This window comes from uncultured Fluviicola sp. (assembly GCF_902168135.1).
In the GTDB taxonomy this organism is placed as follows: domain Bacteria; phylum Bacteroidota; class Bacteroidia; order Flavobacteriales_D; family Crocinitomicaceae; genus Fluviicola.
On sequence record NZ_CABHOL010000025.1, the window covers coordinates 101,133 to 117,447 of the forward strand.

Genomic DNA, 16,315 nt, shown 5'->3' on the forward strand with positions numbered 1-16,315 from the left:
CAACCTGAACCTTATTAGTAAACGTTTGTACTGCAAATAGTTTACTAAAAACCTAAAGCATGAAAAGAACCATCAATCCCTATCTCTTCATCGGACTGTTCAGTATTCCGGTGCTTGTTTTTTCCTGTTCCCAAAACGGGGAATCCAAAAGTCCGGTTAACCTGGAAAGCTCCTATTCAGGCAAGGATTCGGAGCAAAGTGCCGGACTGAGATCTTCTGCTGCGTATAAAGAAGAAAAAGACCACACTACTCAATCCAAAAAGAAATTGATTAAAACGGGAAACCTCACCATCGAATCCAAACACATCGAAAAGAGCAAGTCAAACCTGGATGTAGCACTCAAATCACTCGACGGGTATTACGACAACGAGCAATTCAGTAAATCGGATTACGAGTTTCGTTATTCACTCACAGTACGTGTACCGGCAAAAAACTTCGACCGGATATTGCAGGTAATCCATCACGGAGACGATGAGATTATTTCCAAAAACATCAAAACCCGCGATGTTAGTACGGAATATGTGGACATAGAAACGCGTTTAAAAAGTAAAAGAGCTTATCTGCAGCGTTATGAAGACTTCCTTTCCAGGGCAAAAAGCATGGACGAGCTTTTACAGATCCAGGAGAAAATCAGGGCCTTGATCGAAGAAATTGAAAGCCAGGAAGGCAGACTTCAATTCCTGGACGACCAGGTCGGTTACAGTACATTAGACATCGAATTATACAAAACCATCAGCCGTCCGGATAGTACAACAGAAGAACCGGGTTTCTGGGAAAACGCGAAAAAATCCATTGCAAACGGATGGTCCGGGGTAGTTGTTCTTTTCCTGGGACTTCTTTCCATCTGGCCGCTTCTGCTGATTCTTGTTCCGGCCGGAATCTATGGCTACAGGAAACTAAAAAATCCAAAGAAATCAAATTAATTCGCCATTGGTAATTCGTAATTCGTAATTCGAATAGTATCTTTACGATTCACGTAATTTCGAAGATGATGAATTTGAATACATCCGCTGCGTTCGACCAGCAAGAAGGCCTCGTTGTCCTTGTTGGAAAAAAAATGGAAACGCAAACAAAACTACCAAAAGTGGTAGCTGAAGAACTGGAATTGTTCCACAAAAATGCCGACCAGCAATTCCTGCATCTGCCTTTAAAAGGAAAGCACTTTGTGTTTATTAAAGACCAGGAAACCGATGAAAAACAACGTATTATGGGACACAAACTCCGCGGGGTTTTACCCAAAGAAGTGCAAAGTATTTTCATCGACGGAGGAAAATCAAACAGTCTTTTGCTCGCAGAAGGTTTTGCACTTTCCAATTACCAATACCTGAGATACCGGAAAGAAGCGAAAAAAGAAAAATATGCATTGGAAACGATCGATTTTTCAGCAAAGATCACTGCTTCAGCTATTGAAGAACTAAGTGCAACTTTGAAAGCCGTATTCTGGGCGCGCGACCTGGTTAATGAACCGGTTTCCGGCTTAAATGCCACCCAATTGGCAGAAGCCATCGAAGAAAAGGGAAAAGAAGCCAAATTTTCGGTAACGATCCTGGAAAAATCCAAGATTGAAGCATTGAAAATGGGTGGATTATTGGCCGTTAATAAAGGTTCTGTTGATCCCCCGACATTTACTATTATCGAATACAAACCGAAAAAAGCCAGCAACAAAAAACCGATTGTTTTGGTCGGAAAAGGAGTTGTTTACGATACCGGAGGTTTGAGCCTGAAACCAACTGCCGGTTCCATGGATGCCATGAAATCAGACATGGCAGGAGCCGCGATGATGGCCGGAACCATCTATGCTGCAGCTATGATGGAGCTTCCTATCCATTTGATCGGGCTCATCCCGGCTACAGACAACCGTCCGGGATTAAATGCTTATACCCCGGGTGACATCATTACCATGTATGACGGAACAACCGTAGAGGTATTAAATACAGATGCCGAAGGGCGCATGATCCTTGCAGATGCATTGGCTTACTCCGAGAAATTCAAACCGGAATTGGTGATCGATGCAGCAACCTTAACAGGAGCAGCTGCGCGCGCAATCGGAACACGTGCTTCCATTATGATGGGGAATGCCGATAGAAAATACTTCACCATGCTGAATGATGCAGGAATGGAAACCTACGAACGCATGGTTGAATTTCCATTCTGGGACGACTACTACGACGATATGAAATCCAAAATTGCCGATTTGAACAACATCGGGAACGGATATGCAGGAATGATCACAGCAGGAAAATTCCTGGAGCATTTCGTAAAAGCGCCCTATATCCATATGGATATCGCAGGACCGGCTTTCCTGGACAGACCTCAGGATTACCGTGGTGTTGGAGGAACAGGAACAGGAATTCGCTTAATGATCAACTTTTTAAAACGCCTGGCATAAGATGGAAAAAGAGAAAGAAAAAATCAAAGAAGAAGGCCGTGCAGTTCCTATTCGTGTAGGAATTTCAATCGGAGATATCAACGGGATCGGGCCGGAAGTAGTGATCAAATCATTAGCAGACAACCGCATGTTGCTGGATTGTACACCGATCATTTACGCATCGTCCAAAACCATTTCCTTTCATAAAAAAGCGTTGAACGAACCTGAATTCAATTACCAGACCTGCAAGACGGCTAATGAAGCTGTTAACCGCAAAATCAATATCATTAATGTCTGGAATGAAGAAGTTCAGTTCGAATTAGGAAAAGGAACCGAAGCAAGCGGGAAATATGCCTTTCTTTCCCTGGAAAAAGCAACAGAAGATTTAGCTGCCGGAAAAATTGATGTATTGGTGACAGCCCCGATTTCCAAAGAAGCAATCGGGAAAGCAGGATTTCAATTCCCGGGACATACGGAGTACCTGGCACACTTGGCAGGAATGGACGAAGCATTGATGATGATGGTCAGTGGCTCACTTCGTGTAGCTCTGGTTACAACACACGTTCCTTTAAAAGACGTTTCAGGCACTTTGACGCGCGAAAAGATCCTGGCAAAGATCAAAGCACTGGACAATAGTCTGAAAAAAGACTTCGGGATCCAGCGTCCGAAAATTGCCGTTTTTGGAGTAAATCCGCACGCCGGGGAAAACGGAAAAATGGGGGCTGAAGAAGCAGAAATCATTACTCCGGCAATCAATATGGCCAGAAATGAAGACATTTTTGCACTCGGACCATTTCCTGCCGACGGATTCTTTGGAAGCCCGAATCGCAGTCAATACGATGCCGTGCTGGCCATGTACCACGACCAGGGATTGGCAGCTTTCAAAGCATTGGCTTTTGAGGACGGTGTAAACTACACTGCAGGATTACCGATCGTAAGAACATCACCGGATCACGGGACAGCGTTTGACATTGCCGGGAAAAATGAAGCGAATCCGCAATCCATGAGAAGCGCTATTTACCTGGCAATTGATATTTTCAATACCCGCAAATTTTTGAAAGAGATCGCGGCGAATCCATTGCAGGTTCAGGAGTCGGCACCTCACCGAAAAAGAGGAGACAGACAACATGAAATTGAGTAAGAAAATAAAATTTAGACGAATAAAATTGAGAATAAGTATCATTTCGTTTATTTTTTTCTACCTTTGCCCTCCAATTTTTGTGTAGTGAAGAAATCTACGAATGAGTTCATAATCCAATTTGCAGGATTAAAAACAGGGACGCATCGCTATGAGTTCAACATAGACAAAACGTTCTTTGAAGGTGTTGAAAACACGCTGATTGATGATGCTAATGTTCTGGTAGAACTTGCATTTGAAAAGAAGGAAACAATGATGATTGCCGAATTTTCGCTTTCAGGAACTGTTACCACTCCATGTGATCGCTGCAATGATCCGATGGAAGTACAGATCCACGGTGATTACCGCATTGTTTACAAGTTTGGAACAGAAGTTTCCGAAGACGAGAATTTAGTTATTCTTCACCCGGAGTCTTATGAACTAAATGTTTCGGCACCGATCTATGAGTTGTTGGTCATTTCATTACCGGCCCGAAGAATTCATCCGGAAGGGGAATGTAACGAGGAAGTAATGGATTTGTATAACAAGTACATTGTAAATGCAAATCAGCCGGATGAAGACGACGAATGGGATGAAGATGAAGATTGGGACGATGATGAGGACAGTGGAGAAGACTGGGATGATGAAGGAGATGACGATGATTCGGATGATCCGGACGATGACAAACCGATAGACCCGCGATGGTCCGCATTGAAAAATTTGAATTAACGATTGAAATAAATAAGTAAAATGGCACATCCAAAGAGAAGAACCTCGACAACACGCCGTGACAAGAGAAGAACTCACGACAAAGCAATTGCTAAGAACATTGCAACTTGCCCTACAACAGGTCAACCGCATTTGTTCCACCATGCACACTGGCATGAAGGCAAATTGTACTACAAAGGAAGAGTAGTAGCTGAGAAAGAAGTAGCGATTTAATTCGCGCTGTTTAGTAGTAAACATTCCTCCTGATGAAGATAGGAATAGATATTTTGGGCGGTGATTTCGCACCAGAGGCCAATATAGCCGGTGCTGTACTTGCTAGAAAAGAACTTCCTCAGGACGTGCGTCTCGTGTTGATCGGCGACCAAGAGCAAATCTTGAGTGGCCTTAACGCGTTGAATGAAGATCCGGCAGGGTATGATATTGTTCATGCCCCTGACGTCATTACGATGCATGACCATCCGACACGGGCAATCCCGACAAAACCTCACAGCAGTATTGCCGTGGGTTTTGACCTGCTCGCTAAAAAGGAAATAGACATCTTTGCCAGTACAGGAAATACAGGTGCAATGCTGGTTGGTGCGATCTACAAGGTCAACACCATTGCCGGTATTATTCGCCCGTGTATTACATCCGTATTGCCCACAGTTGATGGTAAAAACTCCATTCTGTTGGATGTTGGCGCCAATGCAGATTGTAAACCGGATGTTCTTTATCAATTTGCCGTTCTGGGAAGTCTCTATGCCAAATCTGTTTATGGTGTAGAAAATCCGCGTATCGGTTTATTAAACATTGGTGAAGAAGAAACCAAAGGAAACCTGCTCACGATCGCAGCCCACAAATTGATGGCTGAATCGGATGAGATTAATTTCATTGGTAACATCGAAGGCCGTGATCTGTTCACCGGTGTGGCAGACGTTGTTGTTTGTGATGGGTTCACCGGCAACATTGCTTTAAAACAAGCCGAAGGAATCTACACGCTCATGCGTAAAAGAGGCCTGCGTGATGAATACTTTGATCGTTTCAATTATGAGAATTACGGCGGAACTCCGATTCTTGGAGTGAAGGGTAATGTCATTATCGGTCACGGAATCTCTAACGACAAGGCTGTAAGAAGTATGCTACTGCACTCCTACGAAGTGGCAAAATCAGATCTTACAAAAAACATTAACGAAGCTTTTAATCAATAAAATGAGTAAAATCACCGCAGCAATAACAGGCATTTGTGGTTATCTTCCTGAGGAAGTAGTAACAAATGACGACTTAGCTAAAATTGTTGATACTTCTGATGAATGGATTACAACAAGAACCGGGATTAAGGAGCGACGCATTCTCCGTGAAGGCGCCTGTTCGGATATTGCCGCAGCAGCCGTAAAAGGATTATTGGAAAAGACAAATACCGATCCATTAGACATTGAGCTGGTGATTTTGGCAACTGTCACTCCGGATTACCCTTTCCCTTCCACCGCAAATGTTGTTTGCGACAAAATCGGAATGAAAAATGCCTGGGGCTATGATTTGATCGCAGCTTGTTCAGGTTTCATTTACGGTTTGCAAACAGGTGCAAGTTTCATCGAATCCGGTAAACACAAAAAAGTAATCGTAATCGGCGTTGATAAAATGAGCGCTATTTTGGATTATGAAGACCGCACGACTTGCGTCATTTTTGGCGACGGTGGCGGTGCTGTTTTGTTGGAACCGAATACAGAAGGTTTAGGAATCCAGGATGCGATCCTAAGATCTGACGGAGCGGGAAGACAATACCTGTACCAGCCGGCAGGCGGATCAGTAAATCCTCCTACTCATGAAACTGTTGAACAGCGTTTGCATTTTGTGAAGCAGGAAGGAAAACAGGTTTTCAAATTTGCGGTAACAAATATGGCTGAAGTATCTGCCGAGATCATGCAGCGCAACAACCTTACTGCCGAAGACGTGGATTGGTTGGTACCACACCAGGCAAACCTCCGAATCATTGATGCAACTGCAGACAGAATGGGTGTTCCGAAAGAAAAAGTAATGATCAACATTCAACGTTACGGAAATACCACTGCAGGCACATTGCCACTTTGTTTGTGGGACTGGGAAAAGCAATTGAAAAAAGGCGACAATTTAATTCTATCCGCTTTTGGTGGTGGATTTACATGGGGAGCCGTGTATATAAAATGGGCTTATAATTCTTAATATAATCGAAAAAACAACTATTAAATTATACTGATATGAATCTGAACGAAATCCAAGACTTAATTAAGTTTGTAGCAAAATCAGGTGTTACGGAAGTAGAAATTGAGCAAAAAGACTTTAAAATCACGATTAAATCAGAGACAAAGAAAGCAGAGTCTCAAATCATCGTGCAAGCAGCAGCTCCGGTTGTTCCTCAAATTGCAGCAGCTCCTGCAGCTGCGGCGGCTCCAGCCCCGGCAGCGCCAGCACCAGCGGCTCCGGCAGCATCAGAAGATTCAAAATACATTACTGTTAAATCTCCGATGATCGGCACTTTCTACCGTTCTTCCGGACCGGATAAAGAGCCTTTCGTAAGCGTTGGACAATCCATCAACAAAGGAGATACTGTTTGTATCATCGAAGCGATGAAATTATTCAATGAAATTGAAGCTGAATTTACTGGTAAGATCGTTAAAGTTTTAGTTGACGATGCTTCACCGGTAGAATACGATCAACCTTTATTCCTGGTAGATCCTGCTTAATCGACAAGTTGTACGACAACTAGTTATTCATTAAACAAGATTTTATGTTCAAAAAAATATTAATTGCCAATCGTGGTGAGATCGCTTTACGTATCATTCGTACTTGTAAAGAGATGGGAATCAAAACGGTTGCAGTATATTCTACTGCCGATAAAGAAAGCTTACCGGTTCGTTTTGCTGATGAAGCAGTATGTATCGGCCCGGCTCCGAGTAACAAATCTTACTTATCAATAGCAAACATCATTGCAGCTGCAGAAATCACCAATGCAGATGCCATTCACCCGGGATACGGATTCCTTTCTGAAAATGAGAAATTCTCCCGCGTTTGCCAGGAGCACAATATCAAATTCATCGGGGCATTGCCTGAGCAGATTGCCGGAATGGGGGATAAAGCAACAGCTAAAGCAACCATGATCGCTGCAGGAGTACCTTGTATTCCGGGATCAGAAGGATTGTTAAAAGATTTGGACGATGCTCGCGAAACTGCTAAAAAAGTGGTTTACCCAATCATTTTGAAAGCTACTGCCGGTGGTGGTGGAAAAGGAATGCGCATCGTTTGGAAAGAAGAAGATTTGGAAGCTGCGTGGGACTCAGCGCGCCAGGAAGCAGCTGCTGCTTTCGGGAACGACGGGATCTACATGGAGAAATACATCGAAGAACCACGTCACATTGAGATCCAAATCGCAGGTGACCAGTTCGGAAATGCTTGTCACCTATCTGAGCGTGATTGCTCCATCCAGCGTCGTCACCAGAAATTGGTAGAAGAAACACCTTCTCCGTTCATGACTGACGAATTGCGTGAAAGAATGGGTCAGGCGGCAATTAAAGCTGCGAAGGCTGTAAATTACGAAGGTGTTGGGACAGTAGAATTCCTGGTTGACAAAAACCGTGATTTCTACTTCATGGAAATGAACACACGTATCCAGGTAGAACACACGATCACGGAGGAAGTAATCAATTACGATCTAATCAAGGAGCAAATCAAGATTGCTTTCGGAGAAAAGATTTCAGGAAAGAACTACTACCCGCAAATGCACTCGATCCAGTGTCGTATCAATGCAGAGGACCCGTATGCTGATTTCCGCCCGTCTCCGGGTAAAATTACCAGCTACCATTCTCCGGGAGGACACGGTGTGCGAATCGATACCCATGCTTACGCAGGTTACACGATCCCGCCGAACTATGACTCCATGATCGGGAAATTGATCGTAGTTGCTCAAACGCGCGAAGAAGCAATTTTGAAAATGAAACGTGCTTTGGACGAATACATCATCGAAGGAATCAAAACAACGATCCCTTTCCACCAAAAACTGATGGAAGATCCACAATTCAACGAAGGGAACTTCACTACGAAGTTCATGGAAACGTTTGAGTTTTAAGGATTAAATCATAAATAATACTGTAGGGTCGGAAAATATTCCGACCCTACTTGTTTAATCCTTTTTGTCCTCTTCCTGCTTTTTCGTCCACAAATTCCATTGAATCCCAACCTGCAATCCAATACTGCTTGCAGCGAAGTTTTCTCTTAGTCGTTGAGACGGAACATCCGGATTATATTGCCCTTTTTCAATTGAATTGGTAAAAATGGTCTCCCTTTCCCCAACACTTAGCAAATGTGTTTTGTCAATTGAGCTTTCCATATACTTGGTTTTCGCCCTGGCAGGCGAATAATTCGCATTTACCCAATTTACATTCAGAAACAAACTCCAGCGATTACTAATAGGATATATAAAATCAACTCCTGCCTTAAATCCCAGGTAATACCCCCCGGAAAATTTATTTTCATAACGCATCCATTCTTCACCATTGAATATCCCAATTAGGTTGAAATACATATTTCCCATTCCAAAAACACCTGAAACATGCATCTTTAAAGATGCTTTCCCCAACGGACACAAAAAGTGAGCACCCGGATTTACAGCATAAAACTGCCCCCACAGCTCTCTTCGGAAGATATCGTTTTCAAAGTATATACCCTCATGTATATTTTTCATACCCCTCAAATAAGAGAAATTCAGTTCGAACCCAATGTTATGTTTTGTTGTATATCCTAATTCAACATTTATATTCTGACCTTTTCCCAATGAATACTGAAACCTGTCCACGTTATATGGATAAACAACAGCCACCCACTTATTCATCAGGTAATTCTCCATATTGCTTCTGGCAGCAGGAAAGTTGTATCCGGTTGAGGCTCTAACATACAAATTCTGGCTTTGCGAAGTAAAATGAATTAAAGCAAAAAGGGTAAGATTTAGAAAGGTTTTCATGCATTTTTTTCGCAATACTAACATTCGTTCCTGAATCCGATTTTACAAATGAACAATTGCCCTGAATCAATGAACAACCATACCGCATCTGCCGTATTTCTTCCTGTCAATTGCCTCAAAATGATTTCACTTAAACGAATTTCCCTACATTCACTGTGTGAAAACGAAACGAAGTATCCTACGACAGCTGCTGGTGAACATTTTGGTTCCCGTACTGCTTATTTTTTCCATTGTTTTCTACCTCACCTATCAATACAACCTCGATAAGGTTGAAAGTGATATTCAGCAGCAAAAGAAAAATATCGTAGAAGAAACGCGAAATTTAATCGAATACTACGATTTTTCCATGCGCACGCACGAGCAGTCATTGATTGAGCGTATGGAACACATTTCCACCGAAATTCAACTCGTTCTGTCAAAACAAAATGCCCGTTCAGTTGATTTGAATGCCTTACGATCTTTTCTTGAAATGGATCCCAAGCGGGAAGACATTTACCTGATCAACCGGGAACTGAAAATTGTCAATACGACTTTCGCACCGGATTTGGGACTGGATTTCAAAAAACTGAACCAAACCTTCATCCCCTTCTTCAATCAGATCTTCCAATCCAAAACATTCAAGGAAGACCGTTTCGGGCTGGAAATCAAGACCGGAAAGATCAAGAAATACAGCTACCAAACTTCTTTAGATGGGAAACACATCATCGAACTGGGCTTTTATTCCAAATCGGCCGATGAGTTCAAACAATTGCTGCTTTCCAAAATCCGGAGCCTGGATAAACGTTTTGAAGCGATCAACCAGGTAGAATTATACCTGGGCGTAAAAAACGTGGTAGATGTCCATATCAAAAACCCCAAACTTCAAAAAGCATACCTTCAGTGCCTGGAATCTAAGAAGCATATTTTGGTTGATACAGACAATCCGGCTTCAAGGGGTGAAGAATTTACCGAATTCATTTTTCTCCCGGTATTAGAGTCGAAATTGTATTCCGGTTATGTACTTGAATTGGGTACAAACGATTTGCCTTATCAAAACCTCGTAACTGACCTGTTATGGCGCTTCGGAGTTATTTTCCTGCTGACACTTGCCATACTCACAGTCATTGTCTATTTCCGTTCGCGCAAACTCACCAAACCGATCCAGGAGCTGGCTTTAAAGACAGAAACCATTTCTACGGACAACCTCGACCAAACCATTGAGATCACCGGAAGCCTGGAACTGGACCTGCTTTCGAAGAACTTTAATTCGATGATGCAGAAACTGCGTCATTCGTATGAAAACCTGGAGGAAAAAGTGGTAGAACGGACGCAGGAATTGCAGGAACAAAAACTCATTGTAGAGGCAAAGAACCACGAAATCGTAGAGAGTATCCAATATGCGCGGTTCATACAGCAGGCCCTGCTTCCATTGGAAAGCGAGATCCAGGCAAGCTTCAACGAAAACGCATTTGTCTATTATGCCCCGAAAGACATTATTGCCGGTGACTTTTTCTGGTTCGAGAAACGCGGTCATTTAAGCTGGTTTGCGGTTGCAGACTGCACCGGACACGGTGTTCCGGGAGCAATGGTCAGTGTTTTGTGTATCAACGCCCTCTATCAATCATTGGCATTGAATCCGGAGCAGCCCACCGGACAGTTATTAGATCACGTACGCGAACTGGTTGTTCAAACACTCACGAAAGAAGCGCGCTCCGTAAAAGACGGAATGGACATTTCACTGGCTTGTTTCAACCACCAAACCAAAGTCCTCCAATGGACAGGAGCTAATAATCCCTTGTGGATTTTCCGGGAAGAAGAAATTTTGGTTACCGGTCCTGATAAACAGCCTGTTGGTCAATTTGACGGTGCCAAGCCGTTCACAACCCATGAAATTCAGCTCGAAGCAAACGACTGGATCATTTTGTTCTCAGACGGATATGCGGACCAGTTCGGCGGACCGAAAAACAAGAAATACAAATACGCCACTTTCCGGGATTTCATCCAGGCACACAAAGAAAAGAGCGGTCCGGAACTGAAACAAGATTTAAAAACCGAATTTGAAAACTGGAAAGGAAACCACGAGCAAACGGATGATGTTTGTGTGATGGGGATAAAGATCACGGTTTAAAGGAAACCGGTAAATTAAAAGTACTATTTACGTTTTTACCATCCTTTTGTGCCGGCGTCCATTTCGGCATTGCTTTTACAACGCGAATGGCTTCCAAATCACATTCCTTGCAATCTACAACACCTTTCTTGACCTTTATGTTGGTCACTTCTCCGGTTTCCGAAACAATAAACTGCAAATAACATTTCCCCATAATTCCTTTTTCTTTAGCAGTTTCCGGGTATTTGAGACTATCCGCAATGAATTTCTTCAGTGCTGCCATACCTCCGGGATATTCAGCCTCCTGGTCAACCAGGTCGTAGTGCATTTCAGGTTTTGGAGGAGCCGGCGGTTCCTGCGCGAAAATCACAACACCAAAAACAGAAAACATACCGGTTAAAATTGATTTGGTCAAAATTGATTTCATACTGTAATCGTTTATTGTTAGAATGCTTTAATACTACTTATTTCTCCATTTCATTTTTCCACGAAAACCGCAAATGTCGCTTTTATTTAGTGAAAAGTATCAACGAACCATTCTTTCTCTTTTCCAATCGTTTCAAAAAAGTAAAACCTATATCAAAGATAAAATAGAAGATAATAGCGGCTTCGAATGCTCTTGCCGCACATAAAAAGATAAATACTGCCGAACAGATCATGAGCCAGATCATAGGAAAGGCCGACCATTTAGTCATATTAATAAAAGGAACACCCAGAAAAATTGCGCGCATCATGTCGTGTCTTTCCGGAGTCATTTTCTTGATCGTTCTTCTCAATTGCATGGCTTCAACAAACAGGAAATAAATGCCGTTGATCCAAAGCGTTCGGATTAACAAGCGTCCTGCCTCGCCGTCGAATGGACCAGGCCCGCCATACGGATATTGCCTTGCAACCGAATCATAATACAACCCGAAGAAAATGAGGTAAACGAACAACCAGACTGCTAAAACAAAAGCGAATCCAAGGAGATACGAAACGGCTGACCCGACTTTTGACCCGGCTGATCGATTAATGGCATTTAAAACACGCCATTTGTAATCATAAACAAAGGAAACTCCCATTTCAGCCTGGATACGCAAAGCATAGATCAGGTAACCCAATACCAGGACCAGGAAACTTTCTTTTGAATCCAGCCATCCAAGCAAGAATAAAACAACCGGATGCAGCTTCATGATCAATGAAACCATTTCCCGGAACCAAAAACGTTTGAATAAGGGTTTCTTCTCCTCCGTCATTTTTAATAATCGAACCGATAAAGGCAGTTATTCCAGCCCCAACAGCTCCTTAATCTGCCCCCACGCTTTATCACGGTTTTTATTGTACCGGTTTTGAGCATCTGCACTTCCGTCTGCTGCATAATCGTTCAATCCCTGAGCTTCTTTTTTCAAAGATTCCAGGCAGTCAATCAATTCTTTGATATACTCCACATCGTCTGCACTCAATCCGTTGCTCTTTGCAACTTTGCATTTTTCAAGCATTCCAACTACCGATTGAAGCATGCTCGTCTGCTCCGACATTAATTCTTTCACCCTTTCGGAAGTATAGACTTCATTCACGTAAGCATCTGCAATGGCACCGATGGTGATATAAGTATTGTAAACCGTGATGGAAGAAACTCCCCCGAATGCTTCGCGCACATCTACATCACATTGAGCTCTGCCAACTGAAATTCCGGAAAAAGTGAAAAGGATAATCGCTATTAATTTCATAAGGTTTGTTTATTTACTGCAATATTACACTTTCCAAACTACTATAAAACAAGGCATTCGGAACTTTTTTTAAAAAAATGATTTCATTGCTGTAACTTTATGCGGACGAAATAGTCTTACGACTGTTAAACGACTACATGACCAGAAAAGAATACAATGAGGCAGTTGAATTGTATGCTGATAATCTTTATCGGTTCGTAGTCAAACACACCCAAAACCGGATGTTGTCCGAAGACGTGGTCCAGGAAACTTTCGCGAAAGTTTGGGAGAAACACGAGAGCATTGATGCATCCAAAGCAAAGTCGTATTTGTTTACCACAGCTTACCATCAGATGGTAGATGTATTGAAAAAAGAAAAACGCACGACCAGCTTTGAAGGACAGGATGTGAAGCAGGATGATACGCTGAGCCATTTATTCGATGTTCAGAAAACCCTGCAGGAAGCAGTCAACAAATTGCCGGAAATTCAAAAGACCGTCATTTTGCTGAGAGATTATGAAGGATACAATTACAATGAAATAGCAGAAATTACCGCTCTGAACGAATCACAGGTAAAAGTGTATATCTTTAGAGCACGTCAGACCTTGAAGAACTACTTAAAATCAACAGAATTAGTAGCATGAAAAAACTCATTCATACCGACAATTACGAATCCTTTTACCTGGATTACCTGGAAGGAACTCTTTCCGAAGAGGAGCGAATTGCTTTTGAGGAGTTCTTAGCTGCCAATCCGGAATTGCAGATCGACGAGGAATTGGTTTTCCTGGACGACACACCGGAAAAGATGGACCCGCTTCAAAAATACTTGTTGAAAAAGGAAGACCTTTCGATCGTAACCGGTGAAAACCTGGAATATTTTGCGATCGGAAAAGTGGAAAATGTACTTACTGCAAACGAAGAAAAACTATTTGACGGGTATTTAGCAAAACATCCGGAGGCTCAAAAACTGGTTGCCGATTACCGCGAAACACGTTTACAGCCTTCAGCGGTTCTTTATCCGAACAAAGAAGACCTGAAAGAAAAAGAAGTGGCTTTGGTTTCCTGGAAATTTATCGCCAGATCTGCCGCAGCTGCTGCCATTCTGCTCCTGTTTTTAAAATTGGGTTTCAACAACAGTAATCATACGAAAGAAGGGACATCCAATACGGTTGCTCAAAACAACAGCGGTAAAAAGAACACTCAACCAAAATCGGAAGACAAGAAACCTGCTAAACTGGTTCCTTCTGTTGGATCTATCGGGGAGGATGATACTTACGTAGCACAAAAAAGCACTCCAAAGAACGGAAACAGCGGTCATTCGAACTTGAAAGAACGCACAGCCCCTGTTCAAAAAGAGAATAAGAACCCGGAGCAGTTGATTCCGGTTCAGCCGGAATTGGAGAAAACTCCACTTGCTGAGAACAAGCCGCACCACCCAACGATTTTGCCGCAGGTTAAAGACGACAAACAGCCGGTTGCACCTACCTTGAATAACGATGTGAACAAAGCACCAAGCAAGGATCTGGCTTCAAACACTGGCGGTTCAAATATGAAAAACCCGATTCCGCTGATTACGAATACGCTTTCCGAGAAAACCAAAACTACGGTAGATTTCCAGACAGGTAAAGCAACGGAAACGCAAAAAGGCGGATTCTTCGTGAAAATCGGGAAGTTTGAGGTTTCGCATAAGTCTTCGAAGAAAAAGTGACTTCGACTCCGCTCAGTCACCTTCTATATAATCCGCTCAGTCACCTTTCAAAGCTAGTTTGTAATCAATTTTTTATTCGGAGGTCCCTGAGCGAAGTCGAAGGGCCGAACCAAAAAATAAATTTCATGGGGGATTAGGATTCCGATTCAATAAAAAAGTTATTTTTATCCCTTCCAGATGAAAGAAACCTCCTTCATAGAACAGAACAAAGAAAAATGGAAGAAATTCCAGTCTTTGACTTCAAATCAAACTAGTGATCCTGAAGAAATCGCAGACTTATATTCGGATATTACCGATGATTTGAGTTATGCGCAGACGTTCTATAGCAAACGGACGGTTCGTGTTTACCTGAACCAGATCGCTCAGGGGATTCATAACCTGGTGCATAAACAGCGGAAAGACTCGTTCCGGAAACTGTTCACCGTTTGGAGGGTTTCCATTCCACTGGAAATCTACAGATCACGAAAGAATTTATTGTTCGCTTTATTCGTTTTTCTCTTCTGGACAATTGTCGGGGCCATTTCCACGCACTTCAACCCGGATTTTCCGCGTATGATCCTGGGTGACGGCTATGTTGAAATGACTTTGAAAAATATTGAGAAAGGCGACCCTTTGGGCGTTTATCACAGCGGATCACAAGTCAGTATGTTCCTGGAAATAACCCTGAACAACATCACCGTTTCTTTCTACACCTTCATTCTCGGGATTTTCTTTACGATAGGTACACATATTATGATCTTCAACAACTCGATCATGCTGGGTGCTTTTCAATATTTCTTCCACCTGAAAGGTTTGCTGATCGTTTCTTTCCTGGGAATCTGGATCCACGGTGCATTTGAGATCAGTTCGATTGCCATTGCCGGCGGTGCGGGAATTACACTCGGGAACGGGTTACTTTTCCCCGGCTCTTATACCCGCCTGCAAAGTCTGCAGCTTTCGGCGAAAAGAGGTTTGAAGATCATGATGTCGCTCATTCCCTTCCTGATCGCAGCCGGATTTTTGGAAAGTTATGTTACACACAATTACCAGGAACTGGCAGACTGGTCGAAATGGGCCATCATTACGGTTTCATTTGCGATCATTGTTTTCTACTACATCATTTACCCGATCGTTGTGGCAAGACGCCACCCGGAACTGGTGCATGAAAGCGATCCGCCGATCAAAACATACATCAACGTATTTGACCTGAATAAAATCCGCACCTTCGGACAAATGTTCTCCGACAGTTTTTCATTCTACCGCGTTCACATCGGGAAGATCATGCGCTACAACCTGGTGCTCACTATTCCGATTATTATCGCTGTAATTGTATTCCAGGACCTGATGCGTTACGAAGACCTCACTCACCAATACGAATACGACTGGGCTTCGCAGCTAAGCATCATTATGGGATTTGATATTCAGTCGTTCAGTGACTTCGTGGTGACTTTGCTTTGGACCATTGTCTTATCGATTTTTACGCTTTCCATTCTTTACCATTTCAGGAACCAGGAACAAAAAGCGAGTTTAAAACTGTTTGTTCCGTTTATGCTCCAAAAACTTCCGGGAACCTGGCTTGGATTGAGCTTCCTGTTTTTGATCCTCTTTTACGTTCCGTGGTACTGGATGTTCCTGGTACTTTTCATCGCACCGTTTTTCTGGCTGCAGGGA

17 protein-coding genes are annotated in these 16,315 nt (G+C 42.8%); 13 read left to right on the forward strand and 4 right to left on the reverse strand.

Annotated elements, in window-relative coordinates:
• Positions 1 to 59: 59 nt before the first annotated feature.
• From QZT69_RS10885 to accC, 9 genes are all read left to right on the forward strand, one after another.
• Complete coding sequence (locus QZT69_RS10885; protein WP_294673986.1) at positions 60 to 923, forward strand: DUF4349 domain-containing protein; 864 nt, start codon at positions 60 to 62, stop codon at positions 921 to 923.
• A gap of 65 nt (positions 924 to 988) precedes the next feature.
• The gene (locus QZT69_RS10890; protein WP_294673989.1) at positions 989 to 2,389 is read left to right on the forward strand and encodes a M17 family metallopeptidase; all 1,401 of its coding nucleotides are present in this window, start codon (positions 989 to 991) and stop codon (positions 2,387 to 2,389) included.
• A gap of 1 nt (position 2,390) precedes the next feature.
• Complete coding sequence (pdxA, locus tag QZT69_RS10895) at positions 2,391 to 3,509, forward strand: 4-hydroxythreonine-4-phosphate dehydrogenase PdxA (protein WP_294673992.1); 1,119 nt, start codon at positions 2,391 to 2,393, stop codon at positions 3,507 to 3,509.
• A gap of 84 nt (positions 3,510 to 3,593) precedes the next feature.
• A complete protein-coding gene (locus tag QZT69_RS10900; RefSeq protein ID WP_294673995.1) occupies positions 3,594 to 4,214 on the forward strand; it encodes a DUF177 domain-containing protein in 621 nt (206 codons plus the stop codon).
• 21 nt (positions 4,215 to 4,235) lie between these two features.
• Positions 4,236 to 4,427: a 50S ribosomal protein L32 gene (rpmF, locus tag QZT69_RS10905; protein WP_144332201.1), complete on the forward strand. Its 192-nt coding sequence runs from the start codon at positions 4,236 to 4,238 to the stop codon at positions 4,425 to 4,427.
• Positions 4,428 to 4,459: 32 nt separating this feature from the next.
• On the forward strand, positions 4,460 to 5,401 hold the full coding sequence (gene plsX, locus QZT69_RS10910; RefSeq protein WP_294674000.1) for a phosphate acyltransferase PlsX: 942 nt from the start codon (positions 4,460 to 4,462) through the stop codon (positions 5,399 to 5,401).
• 1 nt (position 5,402) lies between these two features.
• The gene (locus QZT69_RS10915) at positions 5,403 to 6,392 is read left to right on the forward strand and encodes a beta-ketoacyl-ACP synthase III (RefSeq protein WP_294674003.1); all 990 of its coding nucleotides are present in this window, start codon (positions 5,403 to 5,405) and stop codon (positions 6,390 to 6,392) included.
• Positions 6,393 to 6,427: 35 nt separating this feature from the next.
• The gene (gene accB / locus QZT69_RS10920) at positions 6,428 to 6,913 is read left to right on the forward strand and encodes an acetyl-CoA carboxylase biotin carboxyl carrier protein (RefSeq protein WP_294674004.1); all 486 of its coding nucleotides are present in this window, start codon (positions 6,428 to 6,430) and stop codon (positions 6,911 to 6,913) included.
• A gap of 44 nt (positions 6,914 to 6,957) precedes the next feature.
• Complete coding sequence (gene accC / locus QZT69_RS10925; protein WP_294674006.1) at positions 6,958 to 8,292, forward strand: acetyl-CoA carboxylase biotin carboxylase subunit; 1,335 nt, start codon at positions 6,958 to 6,960, stop codon at positions 8,290 to 8,292.
• Between the two features lie 54 nt (positions 8,293 to 8,346).
• Here the strand turns inward: accC and QZT69_RS10930 are convergent, their stop codons facing one another.
• Positions 8,347 to 9,183, reverse strand: a complete 837-nt coding sequence (locus QZT69_RS10930; RefSeq protein ID WP_294674009.1) for a hypothetical protein — start codon at positions 9,181 to 9,183, stop codon at positions 8,347 to 8,349.
• A gap of 157 nt (positions 9,184 to 9,340) precedes the next feature.
• On the opposite strand from QZT69_RS10930, the gene QZT69_RS10935 reads away from it, so the two are divergent.
• Positions 9,341 to 11,290, forward strand: coding sequence for a SpoIIE family protein phosphatase (locus QZT69_RS10935; protein ID WP_294674011.1), 1,950 nt, complete (start codon positions 9,341 to 9,343; stop codon positions 11,288 to 11,290).
• Here QZT69_RS10935 and QZT69_RS10940 read toward each other — a convergent pair.
• The 3 genes from QZT69_RS10940 to QZT69_RS10950 form a co-directional block, all read right to left on the reverse strand.
• Positions 11,280 to 11,696, reverse strand: a complete 417-nt coding sequence (locus QZT69_RS10940) for an energy transducer TonB (protein ID WP_294674013.1) — start codon at positions 11,694 to 11,696, stop codon at positions 11,280 to 11,282. The genes QZT69_RS10935 and QZT69_RS10940 overlap by 11 nt on opposite strands.
• 82 nt (positions 11,697 to 11,778) lie before the next feature.
• Positions 11,779 to 12,504 carry a hypothetical protein gene (locus tag QZT69_RS10945; protein ID WP_294674015.1) on the reverse strand — a complete coding sequence of 242 codons (726 nt, stop codon included), beginning with the start codon at positions 12,502 to 12,504 and terminating at the stop codon, positions 11,779 to 11,781.
• Between the two features lie 27 nt (positions 12,505 to 12,531).
• Positions 12,532 to 12,978 (reverse strand): hypothetical protein, encoded by a 447-nt coding sequence (locus QZT69_RS10950; protein WP_294674018.1) that lies wholly within the window; start codon positions 12,976 to 12,978, stop codon positions 12,532 to 12,534.
• Positions 12,979 to 13,115: 137 nt separating this feature from the next.
• On the opposite strand from QZT69_RS10950, the gene QZT69_RS10955 reads away from it, so the two are divergent.
• The 3 genes from QZT69_RS10955 to QZT69_RS10965 form a co-directional block, all read left to right on the forward strand.
• A complete protein-coding gene (locus tag QZT69_RS10955) occupies positions 13,116 to 13,601 on the forward strand; it encodes an RNA polymerase sigma factor (RefSeq protein WP_294674021.1) in 486 nt (161 codons plus the stop codon).
• Positions 13,598 to 14,665, forward strand: coding sequence for a hypothetical protein (locus QZT69_RS10960; RefSeq protein WP_294674023.1), 1,068 nt, complete (start codon positions 13,598 to 13,600; stop codon positions 14,663 to 14,665). The genes QZT69_RS10955 and QZT69_RS10960 overlap by 4 nt, the downstream gene beginning before the upstream one ends.
• 177 nt (positions 14,666 to 14,842) lie before the next feature.
• A partial coding sequence (locus QZT69_RS10965) for a stage II sporulation protein M (protein WP_294674026.1) occupies positions 14,843 to 16,315 on the forward strand: 1,473 nt, incomplete at its 3' end.